General features: G+C 72.0%; 10 protein-coding genes and 1 pseudogene. 8 read left to right on the forward strand and 3 right to left on the reverse strand.

Features of this window, described 5'->3' with window-relative positions:
* Window positions 1–235: 235 nt before the first annotated feature.
* Both FR742_RS14870 and FR742_RS14875 read left to right on the forward strand, forming a co-directional pair.
* Window positions 236–2650, forward strand: a complete 2415-nt coding sequence (locus FR742_RS14870) for a glycoside hydrolase family 3 N-terminal domain-containing protein (protein WP_148031510.1) — start codon at window positions 236–238, stop codon at window positions 2648–2650.
* A 2-nt stretch (window positions 2651–2652) separates the two neighbouring features.
* Window positions 2653–3666, forward strand: a complete 1014-nt coding sequence (locus FR742_RS14875) for a LacI family DNA-binding transcriptional regulator (RefSeq protein WP_148031511.1) — start codon at window positions 2653–2655, stop codon at window positions 3664–3666.
* 3 nt (window positions 3667–3669) lie between these two features.
* Here FR742_RS14875 and FR742_RS14880 read toward each other — a convergent pair.
* Window positions 3670–6719: pseudogene (locus FR742_RS14880) on the reverse strand (NACHT domain-containing protein).
* Between the two features lie 339 nt (window positions 6720–7058).
* Here FR742_RS14880 and fxsT point away from each other — a divergent pair.
* Complete coding sequence (fxsT, locus tag FR742_RS14890) at window positions 7059–9566, forward strand: FxSxx-COOH system tetratricopeptide repeat protein (RefSeq protein ID WP_261808538.1); 2508 nt, start codon at window positions 7059–7061, stop codon at window positions 9564–9566.
* Window positions 9567–9571: 5 nt separating this feature from the next.
* Here the strand turns inward: fxsT and FR742_RS14895 are convergent, their stop codons facing one another.
* Entirely contained in the window at window positions 9572–10810 is a 1239-nt protein-coding gene (locus FR742_RS14895; protein ID WP_261808539.1) for an FxsB family cyclophane-forming radical SAM/SPASM peptide maturase, read from the reverse strand.
* A 131-nt stretch (window positions 10811–10941) separates the two neighbouring features.
* On the reverse strand, window positions 10942–11433 hold the full coding sequence (locus FR742_RS14900; protein WP_187281154.1) for a GNAT family N-acetyltransferase: 492 nt from the start codon (window positions 11431–11433) through the stop codon (window positions 10942–10944).
* Window positions 11434–11554: 121 nt separating this feature from the next.
* Here FR742_RS14900 and FR742_RS14905 point away from each other — a divergent pair, with 121 nt between their 5' ends.
* The 5 genes from FR742_RS14905 (at window position 11555) to FR742_RS14925 (ending at window position 16350) form a co-directional block, all read left to right on the forward strand.
* Window positions 11555–13588 (forward strand): M14 family zinc carboxypeptidase, encoded by a 2034-nt coding sequence (locus FR742_RS14905; protein ID WP_148031515.1) that lies wholly within the window; start codon window positions 11555–11557, stop codon window positions 13586–13588.
* 92 nt (window positions 13589–13680) lie between these two features.
* Entirely contained in the window at window positions 13681–14202 is a 522-nt protein-coding gene (locus FR742_RS14910; protein WP_148031516.1) for a snapalysin family zinc-dependent metalloprotease, read from the forward strand.
* Window positions 14203–14308: 106 nt separating this feature from the next.
* A complete protein-coding gene (gene manA, locus FR742_RS14915) occupies window positions 14309–15466 on the forward strand; it encodes a mannose-6-phosphate isomerase, class I (RefSeq protein WP_261808540.1) in 1158 nt (385 codons plus the stop codon).
* 87 nt (window positions 15467–15553) lie between these two features.
* A complete protein-coding gene (locus tag FR742_RS14920) occupies window positions 15554–15985 on the forward strand; it encodes an Hsp20/alpha crystallin family protein (RefSeq protein WP_148031517.1) in 432 nt (143 codons plus the stop codon).
* 53 nt (window positions 15986–16038) lie between these two features.
* Entirely contained in the window at window positions 16039–16350 is a 312-nt protein-coding gene (locus FR742_RS14925; protein ID WP_261808541.1) for a MerR family transcriptional regulator, read from the forward strand.
* The last annotated feature ends 9 nt before the right edge of the window (window positions 16351–16359 follow it).

Raw genomic sequence — 16359 nt, forward strand, 5'->3', positions numbered from 1 at the left:
CGAAACATTTTCGAAACGACCGCGTGGCACGCCAATCTAGATTTCGGCCGAAGGGGTGTCAACCTCTCCCCGCACGAAACTCCCTCTCGGCAAGAGCGAGACGAGTGGGATACGCTCGCACGGGCGCCACGCTGGGTGATCTGGAGCCGAGAGCGCTCCCACGCCACCCCCGCGCAGCGCGTCCGAAATGTTTCGAAACTTTGCGGCAAAGAGCCGCCTCTAAGGAGAGCGATCAATGACGGCTCTAGATCGGCCGGCGGCGGGCCAAGCCCTCCGTCCCTGGCAGGATCCCGCGCTTCCGGTAGGGGAGCGGGTGGACGCCCTGCTGGCGGAGATGACGGTGGAGGAGAAGGTCGCGCAGCTCGGCAGCCGGTGGGAGGGCAACACCATGGGTGAGCCCGTCTCCGCCCCCGATCCGGGCGACGGCGGCACCGGCAACGTGGCCCCTTTGCAGGACGCGTTCGCCGCGTCGAACACCTCCCCGTTCCAGGAGGCGGTCCGCCACGGCATCGGCCATCTGACGCGGGTGCACGGCAGCCGCCCGGTGAGCCCCGCCGAGGGCGCCGCCGAGGTGGTCCGGTTGCAGCGTGAGGTGATCGCGCAGTCCAGGCTGGGCATCCCGGCGCTGGTCCACGAGGAGTGCCTGACCGGTTTCACCACGTACGGCGCGACGGTCTACCCGGCGGCGATCGCCTGGGCCGCCACGTTCGACCCCGAGCTGGTGGCCCGGATGGGCGCCGCGATCGGGCGCGACATGCGCGCCGTCGGCGTGCACCAGGGCCTGGCGCCCGTGCTGGACGTGGTCCGCGACTACCGGTGGGGCCGGGTCGAGGAGACGATGGGCGAGGACCCGTACCTCGTCTCGATGATCGGCTCCGCGTACGTGCGCGGGCTGGAGGGCGCGGGCGTCATCGCCACGCTCAAGCACTTCGCCGGCTACTCCGCCTCGCGGGCGGCACGCAACCACGGCCCGGTGCCGATGGGCCGGCGCGAGCTGATGGACATGATCCTGCCGCCCTTCGAGTCGGCCATCGAGCTGGGCGGCGCCCGTTCGGTGATGAACTCCTACTCCGACGTCGACGGCGTCCCCGCCGCCATCGACCCGTGGCTGCTGACCGAGGTGCTCCGCGACGACTGGGGGTTCACCGGGACCGTCGTCTCCGACTACTGGTCGATCCCGTTCCTGGCCACCATGCACCTCGTGGCCGCCGACGCCGGCGAGGCCGGGGTGCAGGCGCTCACCGCCGGCCTCGACGTCGAGCTGCCCGACACCCTCGGCTTCGGCCAGCACCTGGCCGAGCGGGTGCGCCGCGGCGAGCTGCCCGAGGAGCTGATCGACCGGGCGGTGCGCCGCCTGCTCACCCAGAAGGCGCAGCTCGGGCTGCTCGACCCGGACTGGACGCCACAGTCCTCGGTGACCGGCGCCGAGACCGTCGAGCTGGACTCGCAGGCCAATCGGGAGCTGGCCCGCGAACTGGCCGAGAGGTCCGTCGTCCTGCTCGACGCGGGCAGCGCGCTGCCCCTGCTCGGCGAGGGCCGCACCGCCCCGCGCCGGATCGCCGTCGTCGGGCCGTGCGCCGACGACCCGCGCACGTTCATGGGCTGCTACGCCTTCCCCAACCACGTGCTGCCCCGCTACCCCGGACTCGGTCTCGGCATCGACGCGCCGAGCGTGCTCGACGCGCTCCGCGCCGAGCTGCCCGGCGCCGAGATCGCCTACGAGCGCGGCTGCGACGTGCGCGACGGGGACCGCTCCGGGTTCGCCGCCGCGGCCGCCGCGGCCCGCGACGCCGACCTGTGCGTGGTCGTCGTCGGCGACCTGGCCGGCATGTTCGGGCAGGGCACCTCGGGCGAGGGCTGCGACGCCGACGACCTGCGCCTGCCCGGCGTCCAGGAGGACCTGGTGACCGAGCTGGCCGCCACCGGCACGCCGGTCGTCGTGGTCGTCGTCTCCGGCCGCCCGTACGCGCTCGGCGAGATCCACCCCAGGGCGGCCGGGCTCGTCCAGGCGTTCATGCCCGGCGAGGAGGGCGGCGCGGCCATCGCCGGCGTGCTGTCCGGCCGCGTCCAGCCCGGCGGCAGGCTGCCGGTGCAGATCCCGCGCACCCCCGGCGGCCAGCCGCACACCTACCTGCAGCCGCCGCTCGGCGCCGACAGCGACGGCATCAGCAACCTCGACCCGACCCCGCTCTTCCCCTTCGGGTACGGGACCTCCTACACCTCCTTCGAGCTCGGCGAGTTCCGGATCAGCGACACCGAGGTGCCCACCGACGGCGAGTTCACCGTCTCCGTCCGGGTCCGCAACACCGGCGCCCGCGCCGGGGACGAGGTCGTCCAGCTCTACCTGCACGACATGCTCGCCCAGGTCACCCGGCCCGTGCGGCAGCTCGCCGGGTTCGCCAGGGTCCGGCTCGAACCGGGGGCCGCCGCCGACGTGCGCTTCCGCGTGCACGCCGACCGCACCGCCTTCACCGGCCGCGACCTGCAGCGGATCGTCGAGCCCGGCGACATCGAGGTGCTCGCCGGCACCTCGGCCCGCGACCTGCCGTGCGCCGGCACCGTCCGGCTCACCGGGCCGCTGCGGGCCGTCGGCCACGACAGGCGGCTGTTCACACCGGTGGACGTGCACCCGGCGGGGGATCGGGACTAGCCGTGCCGGCCAAGCGCGCCACGCTCGCCACGATCGCGGCCGCCGCCGGCGTGTCGGTCGCGACCGTCTCGAAGGTGCTCAACGGCCGCAGCGACGTCGCGCCGGCGACCCGCTCGCTGGTGCTGTCGGCGCTGCGGCAGCACGACTACGTGGCCCCGCCGCCCCGGCGCGACGAGACCGCCGGCACCGTCGAGCTGCAGTTCGACTCCGACCTGAACGCCTACTCCAACGAGATCATCCAGGGGGCGGTGCGGGCCGGCGGCGAACTCGGCGTGTCCGTCGTGATCAGCATCCGCAAGGGCTCCGAGCGCACCAGCAGGTGGGCCAGGGAACTGGCGGCGACCGGCCGGCGCGCGCTGGTCGCCGTCACCAGCGAGCTGACCGCCGCCCAGCTCGCCGCCCTGGCCGAGGCCGGCCTGCCCCTGGTGGTGATCGACCCGCTCAACCTGCCGCGCACCCGCGTGACCAGTGTCGGGTCGACCAACTTCGCCGGCGGGCTGGCCGCCACCCAGCACCTGCTCTCCCTCGGCCACCGGCGCATCGCCTACCTGGGCGGCCCCGCCACGGCGGCGTGCAACCAGGCGCGGCTGCACGGCTACCGCGCCGCCATGGAGGCCGAGGGCGTGGCGGTGCGCCAGGAGTACATCCAGCACCGCAGGTTCCGCTACGGCGACGGAGTGGAGGCCGGCGCCTGCTTCCTCACCCTCCCCGAACCGCCGACCGCGATCTTCGCCGGCTGCGACGAGACCGCGTTCGGCGTGATGGAGGCCGCGCGGGCGCGCGGCCTGCGCGTCCCCGACGACCTCAGCGTCGTCGGTTTCGACGACACCCAGATAGCCCGCATGGCCTCACCACCGCTGACCACCGTCCGCCAGCCGCTCCGCGAGATGGGCGGCGTCGCCCTCCGGCGGGCCCTGCGCCTGGCCGCCGGCGAACGGATCGACTCCCACCACATCGAGCTCGCCACCGAACTCGTGGTACGCGGCTCGACCGCCCCCGCCGCACCCCGGCAGTAGCCCTCATGCCAGACCGAGCTCGGCGACGGCCGTGCGGATCCTCGACTCGATCGACGGCTTGTTGTGGTGCAGATGGAGGCGGTCGAGGGTGAGCACGCCCCGCAGCCGCGCCGCGTCCAGCGCCAGGTGGCCGAGGACGACGTCGAGGTACGCGAGAGCGTCCGTCTCGGCGAAGGGCGCGAACGCCTGGCTCATCCGCAGGCACTCGGCGTACGCGTCCGCGAGGTCGGCGGCGGCGCACGCCCTGCTGGACAGCATCCACATGCGGAGCAGGGCGTGCGCCGGCGACTTCGCCTGGTCCTCCCAGTAGCCGGCGACCGTCGTCAGGGATCTGCTCAGCTCGGGCGCCAGCGGGGCCACCGCGTGCAGCAGCAGTTCCTCCTCGTACCCGCAGAGGAAGTGGAGGCTCCTGGCCGCCATCTGGAAGTCCTCGTACATCCAGGAGACGTGCCCGCGGTCGGTGTCCTCCGGCGCCTTGTCGTAGGTCCAGTAGAGGTCGCCGTCCGGCGGGGACGAGGTGTCCCGCCCCGCCCAGCGGATCAGCACCGTGCGCTCGCCGTCCCTCCAGGTGCGTTCCACGTCGAGCACCCGGGCCAGGTTCACCCAGGCGTTGTAGGGGACCTGCGACCTCCAGAAGCGGGTGAGGCTCCGCCACCTGCTGACCACCTGCATCGGCTCGGGGAAGAGCTCCTTGCCGCCGACGGTGCCGCCGCAGATGGCGAGCAGGATGAGCAGGTTCAGGCTGTAGACGGCCAGGCGCATGGGCAGCGTGCGCAGCTCCTTGACGCGGCCGGGCCGGTAGGAGCCGTACTGGGAGGACGTCCGGGCGTAGAGCGCGTCGCGGAAGATCTCCAGCAGGGTGGTCTTCAGCAGTTCCCGCGTGTCCGGGGGCAGATCGGCCAGGAGGTCCTGGAGGAATTCGAGAACGGACTCCCGGGCCGAGAGCGGGGCATGGGATAACAGGGCGTGCAGGAAGTCGTCGTCGTGCCGGACGGGCCGCGCGTGGCTCCGATGCCCGCGCGCCACCTCGGCCAGCTCCAGGATCTCCAGCACCGTCAGCCGGGCCACCAGGTATTCGCCGAAGGTGGAATGCAGGAACTCGTAGCTCTTGCGTTTCTTGGTGTCCTGTATCGCCTGGGACTCGTGCACGAAGAAGAACTTGCCCACGACGAGCTCGCCGGGATCGAGAGGCGCCTGGAACTGGTTCGTCTTCCGTGCCGCCGTCTCGGACAGGAGTATGACGAGATCGCTGGACAGCTCGTCGCCGGTGACCCACTGGCTGTTGCGGTTGAACATGGCGAACGCGACCACGGACAGCCGGGTGAGCTCCCGTCTGACGGTCCAGTTGACGTCCCGGTCGGGCAGGCCCCGCCCGCTCTTCAGGGCTTCGCGCTCGGCGAACCGGACGAGGAGCCTCTCGTAGAGTTCGGCGCGGCCCAGACGCACTCCCACGAGCCGGAGCGCGTTGCCGTCCATGTCGTACCGCCCCAGCATCGTCAGCAGCAGGGGCTGGGCGGCGAGTTCCCTGAGCCCGCGCACCGTGTCCAGGTCGAGCGGTTCCAGCCGGCGGCTGTGGAAGTAGCCGGTGTGGCGGGCGTTCCACATGCCGACCCACTGCGCGATCTGGCGGTCCCCGAAAGGCTCCAGGTGGATCACCACGGTCTCGCTGGGCAGGCGGGCCCGATCGGCGACCACCGTCCGGCTGGTGACCATCACCGCGGTCGGTCGTGACTGCTCCGCCTCCCGCGCCTGGAACGCGGCCACCTTCTCCAGATAGTCCGAACTGCTGACGCCCGTCACCTGCAGAAGCTCGTCGAAGCCGTCGAGGATGATCACGGCGACGGTGTTCGTGTCCGGACGGTGCAGCATGGGCCAGTGGATGGACTCCCCGGTGGCCTGCCGTACCGCGCTCTCGATCTGCGTCTGCAGGTCGTGCTCGGCCTGCACTTCGCGCAGTGGCACGCGGACCACGAGGAACTCCTCGGGCGGGAGCTGAGCCGCCACGATCTTGGTGAGCAGGGACTTGCCGGCTCCCGGCTGCCCGAGGACGAGCAGGGGTGACTGGGTGGCGGCGGGGTGGGTGAGATAGCCGAACAGGAACCCGCGGAGATCGTCCCGCACCGGGAAGGCCTGCCACCAGCGTTGTTCGGCGGGCCGGGCGGCGCTGTCCGTCACCGCCTGCCGGAAGGACGGGACGATGTACGCCTCGGCCAGGGGCGGCATCCGCACCTCAGGGGGAAGATCGGCCACCGAGACGATGGGCTTGTCCAGCAGGGCCTGGTAGGAGCGGGACAGCGCGGCCCGGACTCCCTCCGCCCGCGGGCCGGTCGCCACCGACAGGAGGTCCCGGCGCAGGTCGGTCAGACCGGCTCCGAGGTCGCCGATGAGGGCCCGCGTCGCCTGGTGGTCGGTGCGGTTCACCCAGGACCCGACCTCCGGCACCTCGGTGCTCAAGCGGTGGAAGAGCTCCTGATATGTCTCCAGGGCGGCGGTGGGCACCTCGTCGAGGAGCCACCGCTCCGCCCGCTCGCGCTCGGCCTCACGGAGTTCCTCCCAGAGCCGCAGGCCCCGCAGGAAGTCCAGCAGCCGCTCCGCGAGGCCCTCGTAGTACGCGCCCAGGAAGACCAGGACCCGTTCGTGGGTTGCGTGGGACCCGGGCAGGGGAGCTTGGCGCGCAGGAGGTGTTCCGCGAGGTCGCCCAGCCGGTTGGACGAGGCGTCGGGAGCGCCGGCCAGGCGTGCCTGCTCCGCCTTGAACAGGCTCAGGCCCGGACCGAGGAACCGGCCGCCCTGCCTGACCGTGTCGAAGAACCCGGTGAGGACGATGACGGCGTGCGCGGCGGCGACCCGTTGCGTCCGCCGATACCGGCCCAGCCCGAGCCGTCTGTCTTGCAGGGCTGCACTCGCGTCCCGGCTCAGCCGGGCGAACTCGGCCTTGGCGTCGAACAGCCCGAGGAAGAACTCCGGCTCGACCCCGGTGAAAGCCAGCAGGAAGCCACCGGTCAGCCGATCGAGCCGGCTGACCACCTCGCTCGGCTGACCGAGGAGTTTCATGGCGTCGGTGTAGCTGAACCAGCCTGCGGTTACGGGTCAAGCTTCACCACAAAGGGTGATCGGTCGTCCACGCTTTCGACTTTGATGTGACTCCCGGGTTATACAGCGGAAGTCCCCGGCGCCGTATTAAGTGCTGTCGGTAGCGCGAGAAAAGGTGTTTCCCTTTTTCAGCAGTCTTCGCACGGGGTGCCTTTGTCGAACCGCGCGTAGTCTTCGGCGAAGGCCTGTCTTGACGGCATCTATCGTTCGTATGCTGCCCCTTATTCGAGCAGTGCAATCGTCCGATCGACGCATGAGGCGGGGAGGGCGGCGCGGGTGACCGACGGACCGAGTGTCACGATGACAGGTGCCGGTGACCATCCCGAGGTGTGGAAGGTCCCGCCCCGCAACAAGAACTTCACCGGGCGCGAGGAGCTGCTCAACCGGCTGCGCAGCGACATCGCCGGCAAGGTCACCGCCGTGGTCCCGCACGCCCTGTACGGTCTCGCCGGTGTCGGCAAGACACAGGCGGCGGTCGAGTACGCGCACCGCTTCCGGCAGCACTACGACCTCGTCTGGTGGGTGCCCGCCGACCAGCCGGGCCTGGTCCGTACGACGTTGGCGCAACTCGCCCCTCGCCTCGGCCTGCCCGAGCCGTCCGCGATGGGCATCGAGGAGGCCGCGGCCGCCGTGCTCGACGCGCTCCGCCGCGGCGTTCCGTACTCCGCGTGGCTGCTGATCTTCGACAACGCGGACGAGCCCGCGGACTTCACCGACGTCATCCCGTCCGAAGGTCCCGGGCACGTTCTCGTCACATCCCGCAACCATCGCTGGGAGAACGTGGTCGACACCGTCGCCATCGACGTCTTCCAGCGGGAGGAGAGCGTCCAGTTCTTCAAACGGCGGATGCGCCGCGCGATCACCGACGAGGACGCCACCCGGCTCGCGGACGCTCTCGGCGACCTCCCCCTGGCGCTCGAACAGGCGGCCGCTCTGCAGACCGAGACCGGCATGCCGACCGACGAGTACCTCAGGCTCCTGGAGGAGCGGACGAGCCGGCTGCTCAGCGAGGGCAAGCCTATCGAGTACCGGCACTCCATGACGGCCGCCTGGGAGCTGTCCATGGCGCAGCTCAAGAAGCAGTCGCCCGAGGCGATGGAGCTCCTCCGCTGCTGCGCGTTCTTCGGGCCCGAGCCCATCCCGCGGGCGGTCTTCGCCCCGGTCGAGGGACCGGTCCGCGCGCAGACGGCCGAACTCGTGGCGGACCCGATCCGCCTGGGCAGGGCCATCGGCAAGCTCAACAAGTACGCCCTGGTCCGCATCGACAACGAGAGCCGCCTGCGCACGCTTCAGGTGCACCGCCTCATCCAGGCGCTCGTGCGCGAGGAGCTGCGTCCGGAGGAGCACCAGTCCATCCGCTCGGAGGTCCACTCGCTGCTCGTGGGATGGGCCCCGAGCGACCTGGACGTGCCGGCCGCCTGGGCCCGGTACGACGCCCTGCTCCCGCACATCGCGCCCGCGAAGGTGGCGGAGAGCCTGCGGCCGGGCGTGCGCGACTTCGCGCTCAACGTCGTCAACTACCTCAGCGCCTCCGGCAACCACGTCTCCATGCGCGAACACGTGCGGGTGTTCAGGGAGCAGTGGACCAGGGACTCGGGCCCGGAGGACGTGTACGTGCTCAAGGCGACCAAGGCCGAAGGCGACCTGCTGCGCTACCTCGGGAAGTACAACGAGGCGTTCGAGCTGAACACCAGGACGCTCGCCTCGCTGCGTCAGGCGGTCGGCAACGAGAATCCCGAGACCCTGGCCCTGCTCAACGGGATCGGGGCCGATCTCCGTGCCAAGGGGCTCTTCCGCGAGGCGCGTGAGCATGACACCAACTCCGTGAACCTCCACAAGAAGGTCCTGGGGCCCGGACACGTGCGCACGCTGCGGGCGATGAACAACCTGGCGATCGACCACGGGCTCCTGAGCGACTACTGGAAGGCCCGGGAGATCCTGGAGGAAGCGCTCCGGACCCAGCAGGGCGAACGCCAGGACCAGACGGGAACCGTCCTGAACCTGTGGAACAGCCTGAGCCGGGCGGTGCGCGGCTGCGGCGAGTACGAAGAGGCGTGCGACATCGGCCACGACGCCCTGGCCTACGGGCAGGAGCAGCTCGACGCGGATCACTACCGCATCCTGCTGGCCAAGAAGGACCTGGCCATCTCGCTGCTACGGGCGGGCGACAGGGCGGAGGCGCTCGAGATGGCCCGGGAGGTGCACGCGCGGTACGTCCGGCTCTACGGTCTGGAACATCCCGGCACTCTCGCCGCCGCGGCCTGCCTGTCCAACTCCCTGCGCGTCAACGACGAGGCGGAGAAGGCCTTCAAGCTCGCCGTCGACACGATGGAGCGCTTCCCCAAGCTGTACGGCGCCGAGCACCCCTACACCTGCGGCTGCGTCAGCAACGTCGCCCTGCTGCACCGGGTGAGAGGCCGGCCGGAAGAGGCCCGCAGGCTCAACCAGCAGGCGTTGGAGGGCATCGAGAAGAGGCTCGGCCGCGACCACCACTACTCCCTCATCATCGCCATCAACCTCGCCAGCGACCTGGCGGAGCTGGGCGACCTGGAGGCCGCGTGCCGGCTCGGCGAGGACAACCATCTGCGGTTGACCGCCCTGCTGGGCGAACGGCACCCCACGACCCTGGCCGCGGCGTCTAACCTGTCGGCGGACCTTCGCGCGTCGGGACGTGAGGAGGAGGCCGAGATCCTCTTCGAGCGGACCATGGAGCACTACGCCGCCACCCTGGGCAGGGAACACGCGGACGTCAAGGTGGCGGCCAACCAGCGCCATCTCGACCTGGACATCGACCCGCCACCGATCTGACGCCGTCAGCCGCCGGGACCGGCCGAAGCCTGGCGGGCCTTCCGGTCGGCGTCGAACCGGCGCCGGACATGGGTGATGAGCCGGTAGAGGTCCAAGCAGTAGACCGACGGGTTGCGGAAACCCGCGCCCGGACGGTAGCGGTGGGAGTAGAGCCCCGCGCCGCAGATCTGGTGGATGTCACACGCCGCGCACGTGTCGGACAGCGCCCTGGCTCCGATCTGGCGGGCGGCCACGGCGGGCAGGAGCAACGCCCGGTCGAACGGGTCGCGCAGCACGTGCAGAGGTGTCGCGGCGGCGCCGGGATACGCCGCCTTGAGGGTGTCCACCTGCTCGATGCCGCCGTTGGTCTCCACCACGACGTGCGCGGCGGGAGACAGCCCCACGGACTCGCTGCGAGAGGCCCTCCCCGCCGCCAGCAGCATGATCTGGTGGAAGAGCCTGATGTGCGTCTCTCTGCGCGGCGCCTCGTACCACCTGTCGAAGATCCGGATGAGCCACTCACCGTAGTGCGGGTGCTCGGGCGACCAACCCGGCGGGGGCGTGTTCCAGTTGCCGTGGGGGAGGAGGAAGTCGACGAAGGGCGGGCCGACCTCCAGGAGCGCCTCGTAGGTGGCCACGGGGTCGTTGGCGAGGTCGATCGTGCAGAGCAGCCCTCCGAAGAGGTGGCGGTACTTCTCCGTGGTGAGCAGGTCGAGCCGGGCCCGGACCTCCTCGTAGCTGCCCTCGCCCATGGGCCGGCGGCGGTGCCGGTCGTGCTCCTCGCGACCGCCGTCCAGGCTGACGCCGACGCGCACGCCCAGGTCGGCGAACAGGTCCAGGAACGGCCCGTCCAGCAGGGTGCCGTTGGTCTGCACCTGCGCCGTGAGCCGGACGCCGGGAGGCATCGCCTGGCGCAGCGCGGACACCGCGTAGCGGAGGTGATCGACGCCGGCGAGCTGCGGCTCGCCGCCATGCAGGACGACCTCGACCAGGTCCAGGCCGTGCGAGCGGGCGTGCTCGGCGATCCGCGCGGCCGCGCTGTCGATGATCGGCCGGGACATCCTGCGCGGCTGGAGACGCCAGCCCTGATCGGCCATCTCGTACATGTAGCAGTAGTCGCACGCGAGATTGCACCGGCTGTGCAGCTTGAGGACGAACTGGTGGAACGCGGTGGGCCGCCAGCCGCCCTCCAGAAGCCGCTGGACATCGAGATCCGCGGGCCACTCGACGCCGGGAGCGGCGTCGGCGCCCCCGTCGTCCAGCACGCTGATCAGCTCCCCGGCCGAGGACGAGCGGCCCCAGGTACGGCAACGAGAGTTCCCGAGCCGCGAGGTCGCTAAACGCGCTGCCGCGTCACTGTCCCGTCGGCCCGACGCAGCATGCCGGACGTGATGAATCACCGTTCGTGGTCGCGCCACAGCCCGCCGACGTGGATGCGGGTCACGGTCGCGCGATCACGCTGGAATCCCACCTCGGCGGCCAGCTTCAGGCACGCCTCGTTGCCGTGCTGGATGTCGGCCTCGACGCGGTCCAGCGCGAGCAGGGTGAACGCGTAGCCGAGGCCCAGTCGCACGCCGTCGCGCATGTAGCCCCGGCCCGCCGTGGCGGCGAAACCGCCGAAGCCGATGGTGGCCCGGTGCTCGTCGCCCCGGACGATGCCGCGGAGGTTGACGAACCCGGCCAGCCGGCCCGTGTCGCTCACGCACACCACCAGGCCGACCGCCGTGACACCGTCGAAGCGTCCCACGTAGTCCTCGAACGCCTCGGCGGACGTCGGCGGACTGACCCAGCCGTGATGGAGGCTCCGGCTCGCGCCGGACAGCGCGACGAACTCCTCGGCGTCGTCCGCCCTGACGCGCCGCACGGTGACGCGGGAATGTCCAGACACCCGCCCATTGTGCTGGGGCGAGATCGTTCAGCGCAGTACCCTCGCGACGGAACCTTGGGTCTTGCCGGAGTCGCCGGTTCGGCCTTCAATGACGGCCATACGGCGATCACCGGAGGAACCGATGCGTGGCTCACGGGCGTCCGCAGTTGTCCTGGCGATGGTGCTCACGACGTTCGTGGCCGCCGAGCCGTCGCTCCCGGCGGTCGCCGGCCCCGCCGATCCGGAGCCCGCCTCGCTGGTGACGCTCACGGTGCCCGACCGGGCCGCGCTGGAGCGGCTGGTGGGCTCGGGCGCCGACCTCACCGGCCGGGTGCGGCCGCAGCCCGACGGCAGCATCCGCGTCGACGCGGTGGTCACCCCCAGCCGGCTGGCCGAGCTGCGCCCGCTCGGCGCCACCCTGGCCACCGGCACCCCGGCGCCCGCCCCCGAGCACCGCGGCGGCACGAAGGACCGCATCGTGGTCGAGCGGGCGGTGTGGTTCCAGTCCCGCGACGGCTACTTCCTGTCGGTCGAGGCGTCCAGCAGCGCCGGCGCCGACGCCGCGCTCACCGTGACCTGGAAAGGCAGGGGCGGCGCGACCGGCCAGGTCGAGATGGTCCCGTACGTGGACGCCGGCGCCTATCTGGGCCACCAGTTCAGCGTCCCGGTGCCCGCCGGCGTCAGGCCGGACCGCGTCACCATCACCTCCGCCGCGGGTGGCGTGGCGGAGGCGCGGGTCGGGGAGTGGCCCGACGGCGAGCGGCCCGACCGCGACCGGCCGGGCTACCAGAAGGACTTCATCACCCAGTACATGCCGCCCGCGCAGCTCAACGCCCGGGTCAAGGACCTGCACCGCCGCTTCCCCGCCCTCACCGAGATCATCGAGCTGCCCCACCTGACCAACGGCTACCGGCGCCACGCCCAGGCCCTCATCGGCACCCCGCCGGGCGCCGCCGTCGTGGTCACCTCGCGCGCGTACGGGTCGGAAGGCGGCAACGACCTGGCCGTGGAGCTGTCCGACCCGGGCGCGGCCGACCGGACGCTGGCGGTGGTCGTGGACGGCAAGCAGGTCAGGGTCAGCCTGGCCACCGACGGCTCCGGCGCCCCGGTGAGCACCGCCGCCGAGGTCGCCGCCGCGATCACCGGCGCGCCGGGCAGCCCGGTGACCGCCGCCACGTACCGGACCGACCCGGGCGCGGGCGTCCTGGCGCCCGCGCCGCTCACCCAGCTCAGCGACTTCCTCGGCGCGCCCGCGGACGTGTCGCGGGAGCCGTGGCGGGTGCTGGCGCTGCGCATCGGCACGCACCGGGACGGCTCGCGCACCGGCGTCCTCGCCTACGCCCAGGAGCACGCCAGGGAGTGGGTGACGCCGCTGGTCACCATCGAGGCGGCCGAGCGGCTGCTGCGCAACTACCCGCGCGACCCGGCCACCAGGAAGCTGCTGCGCCGCGCCGACATCTTCATCGTCCCGACCGTGAACCCCGACGGCGCCAACTACTCCTTCTACGACTTCAACGCCCAGCGCAAGAACATGACCAACCACTGCCCGGCCGCCCAGTCCGACCCGGCGCTGCGGAACACCTGGGGCGTGGACGTCAACCGCAACTACGCCGTCGGTTCGCTGTTCGACGGCTACTTCGGCGCCTCGGCCAACTGCCAGAGCGGCACCTACGCCGGGCCCGGCGAGCACTCCGAGCCGGAGAGCCGCAACGTGATCTGGCTGGCGGAGACGTACCCGAACATCCGGTTCGCGCTCAACGTGCACAGCTACGGCGGCTACTTCATGTGGCCGCCCGGCGCCTACCGGCTCGACGGCCGCGTCACCCTGCCCAGGCCCAGCCGTCAGCAGGAGGCGTACTTCCTGCGCTCGGCCCGCACCATCCTGGAGGCCATCGCCGCCGAGCGCGGCACCGTCACCTGGCCGCAGCAGACCGGGCCGGTCACCGACGTGCTCTACTCGGCCGCGGGCAACTCCGCCGACGAGCTCTGGTACGACCACGGCGTCTACGGGTGGGACTTCGAGGTCGGCAGCGACCTGTGGAACCCGCGGACCGGGGCCTGGGAGGGCGTCGGCTTCCAGCCGCCCTTCGCCGAGGGCCACGCCGAGGCCATGGAGTTCGCCGCCGGCCTCATCTCCCTCATCGGCGTCGCCGCCGACTACCGAGAGGACCGGTGAACCATACCGCGGTGATAGGGGCAAAGTGCCTTGTCCCCGGACGATGCCGTCGCGTCTACCGTGACAGCACCCCCACTGTCCGAGGAGACACGATGCCAAGACCCCTCCGTCTCGCGCTCTCTCTCATCCTCACCCTGGCCTTCCTGCTGGCCACCACACCCGCGCAGGCCACCGCCCTGGTCAGGGTCCTCCGCTACGACGCCAGCCGGGCGGCGGAGTTCCGCGGCGCGGTCGACCAGGCCGCGCAGATCTGGAACGCCAGCGTCGTGAACGTCCGGCTCGTCGCGGGCACGCCGGCCGACTTCGTCGTCGTCGCCGACGACGGCTGGCCCCGCGCCCAGCCGACCAGCCTGGGCCGGGGCCGGATCTGGATGGGCCGGCAGGCCACCGACCAGGGCTACCACCCGGTCCGCATCGCCGCCCACGAGATCGGCCACATCCTGGGCCTGCCCGACCGGCGCACCGGCCGCTGCACCGACCTGATGTCCGGCTCCAGCGCCCCCGTGAGCTGCACGAACGCCAACCCGAGCGCCGCCGAGCGGGCCGAGGTGGACCGCAACTTCGCCGGCAGCACCCCGCAGGCCGAGTTCGGCAGGCTGTACGTGGACCGCTGAGCCCGGCCGTGACCGGGGCGTACGACCGGCCCGGCGACGCGGCCCGCTGATCGATCGTCCCTAGACTGGTGCCGTCCCGCAGCCCCGTCCCAGAGGAGCAGACGACGTGACGGCACCGATGCGGCTGGCGCCGGTGATCCAGCCCTACGCGTGGGGGTCGCCGACCGCCTTCCCCGAGTTGTTCGGCACCCCCGCGACCGGCGAACCGCAAGCGGAGATGTGGATGGGCGCCCACCCGGCCGCCCCGTCCACCGTGGGCGGGGTCCCGCTCACCGAGCTGATCGCCCGTGACCCGCTGGGCATGGCCGGGGCGTCCGGCCCCGGCCTGCCCTACCTGCTCAAGGTGCTGGCGGTGGCGGGCCCGCTGTCGCTGCAGGTGCACCCGACGGCCGAGCAGGCGCGGGCCGGGTTCGCCCGGGAGGAGGCCGCCGGGGTGCCGATCGGCGACCCGGCGCGCACCTACCGCGACCCGTTCCCGAAGCCGGAGATGGTGTGCGCGCTCACGCCGTTCCACGGGCTCTGCGGCTTCCGCGCGCCGGACGAGGCGGCGGACCTGCTGGAGAGCCTGGACATCCCCGAGACGGGCCGCTGGGTGGAGACCCTGCGCGCCCGCCCCGCCGGTGAAGCGCTCCGCGAGGTCTTCCAGGACATGCTCGGCGACGCCTCCAAGGACGCCCGCGAAGCGGTGGAGCACGCCCTGACCGGCGCGCCCTCCCGCGGCGGCTCCGGTCCCGCGGGCGGGCTCGCGGTGTACGCGGAGCTGGCGCGCGCCTATCCGGGGGATCCGGGCGTGGCCGCCGCGCTGCTGCTCAACCACGTACGGCTCCAGCCCGGCGAGGCGATCTTCCTCGGCGCCGGGGTGCCGCACGCCTACCTGGGCGGCGTCGGGGTCGAGATCATGGCCAACTCCGACAACGTGCTGCGCTGCGGCCTGACCGGCAAGCACCGCGACGTGCCCGAGCTCATGCGGATCGTCGACTTCACGCCCGCGCCGCCGCACCGGGTCCGGCCGTCCGCGGACGACGGGCGGCACGGCTACCACCCGCCGGCCACCCAGTTCGCGCTCGTCCGCCACGACCTCGCCGAGGGGGCCGCGCACACCGTGCCGGGCGGGGTCCCGCAGATCCTGCTGTGCACCGGTGGCCACGCCGTCGTGGGCGGGCTCACACTGGGGCCCGGCGAGTCGGCGTTCGTCCCGGCGAACGCCCCGGAGCTGACGCTGACGGGGGAGGGGACCGTGTTCCGCGCCCTGCCCGGCGGCTGACGCGGAGGCGGTTGCCTTCTCGTGGAGTCTGACGTAACCTACAAATGCAGTTGGAGGTTAGCGCCTAGCCAGCGAGGAGGTTCAGACATGCTCCTGACGACCGTCGACCCGTTCCTGCAGGAGTTCGAGCGCCAGTTCGACCGGCTCACCCGTCAGGCCTTCGGCGCCGGCGGAGCCGTCATGCCGATGGACGGCCTGCGCCGCGACGACGACGTGGTGCTCCGCTTCGACCTGCCGGGCATCGACCCCGGCTCGATCGAGGTCACCATCGACCGGGGTGTCCTCAGTGTCAGCGCCCACCGTGAGGAAGAGACCGGCGCGGACGAGCGTCTCTTCGTCCGCGAGCGTCCCATGGGCGCGTTCACCCGCCGGATCTACCTGTCGGAGCACCTCGACAGCGACAAGATCGACGCCGCCTACGCGGACGGCGTCCTGACCGTGCGGATCCCCGTCCTCGAGCGCGCCAAGCCGCGCAAGGTCGAGATCCAGCGCGCGGACGTCAAGGCCATCAGGCGCTGACGCCGCACCGCGCGGGGGGCGGCTCCCCGCCCCCCGCCCCGGAGGAGGCCATGATGTCCCAGCTGCCGATCGACGACGATCACGCGCCGCTCTACACGCTCGGGCAGGTGGCCGACATGCTCCGGGTCCAGCAGGCGTTCCTGCGCCGCCTCGACCAGCACGACGTGATCAGCCCCCGGCGCTCACCGGGCGGCCAGCGGCGCTACTCGCGCCGCGACATCCTGGTCGTGCGCCACGTCATCGGGATGACCGACCAGGGGATGACGCTGGTCGCCGTCCGCCGCATCCTCGAACTGGAGGCCGAGCTCGATCGGCTCCGCGAGGAGCTGGCGAAGGAGCGGCGGCGGCAGAGCCGGCCGGACTGACCGCCGGTC

The sequence above is a fragment of the Nonomuraea sp. C10 genome (assembly GCF_008017515.1).
Lineage (GTDB): Bacteria > Actinomycetota > Actinomycetes > Streptosporangiales > Streptosporangiaceae > Nonomuraea > Nonomuraea ferruginea.

What these genes read in the sequence shown, in the direction of transcription:
- FR742_RS14870 (WP_148031510.1), top strand. Translation starts at nt 236, where the DNA reads ATGACGGCTCTAGATCGGCCGGCGGCGGGCCAAGCCCTCCGTCCCTGG.
- fxsT (WP_261808538.1), top strand. Translation starts at nt 7,059, where the DNA reads ATGACAGGTGCCGGTGACCATCCCGAGGTGTGGAAGGTCCCGCCCCGC.
- FR742_RS14905 (WP_148031515.1), top strand. Translation starts at nt 11,555, where the DNA reads ATGCGTGGCTCACGGGCGTCCGCAGTTGTCCTGGCGATGGTGCTCACG.
- FR742_RS14910 (WP_148031516.1), top strand. Translation starts at nt 13,681, where the DNA reads ATGCCAAGACCCCTCCGTCTCGCGCTCTCTCTCATCCTCACCCTGGCC.
- FR742_RS14920 (WP_148031517.1), top strand. Translation starts at nt 15,554, where the DNA reads ATGCTCCTGACGACCGTCGACCCGTTCCTGCAGGAGTTCGAGCGCCAG.
- FR742_RS14925 (WP_261808541.1), top strand. Translation starts at nt 16,039, where the DNA reads ATGTCCCAGCTGCCGATCGACGACGATCACGCGCCGCTCTACACGCTC.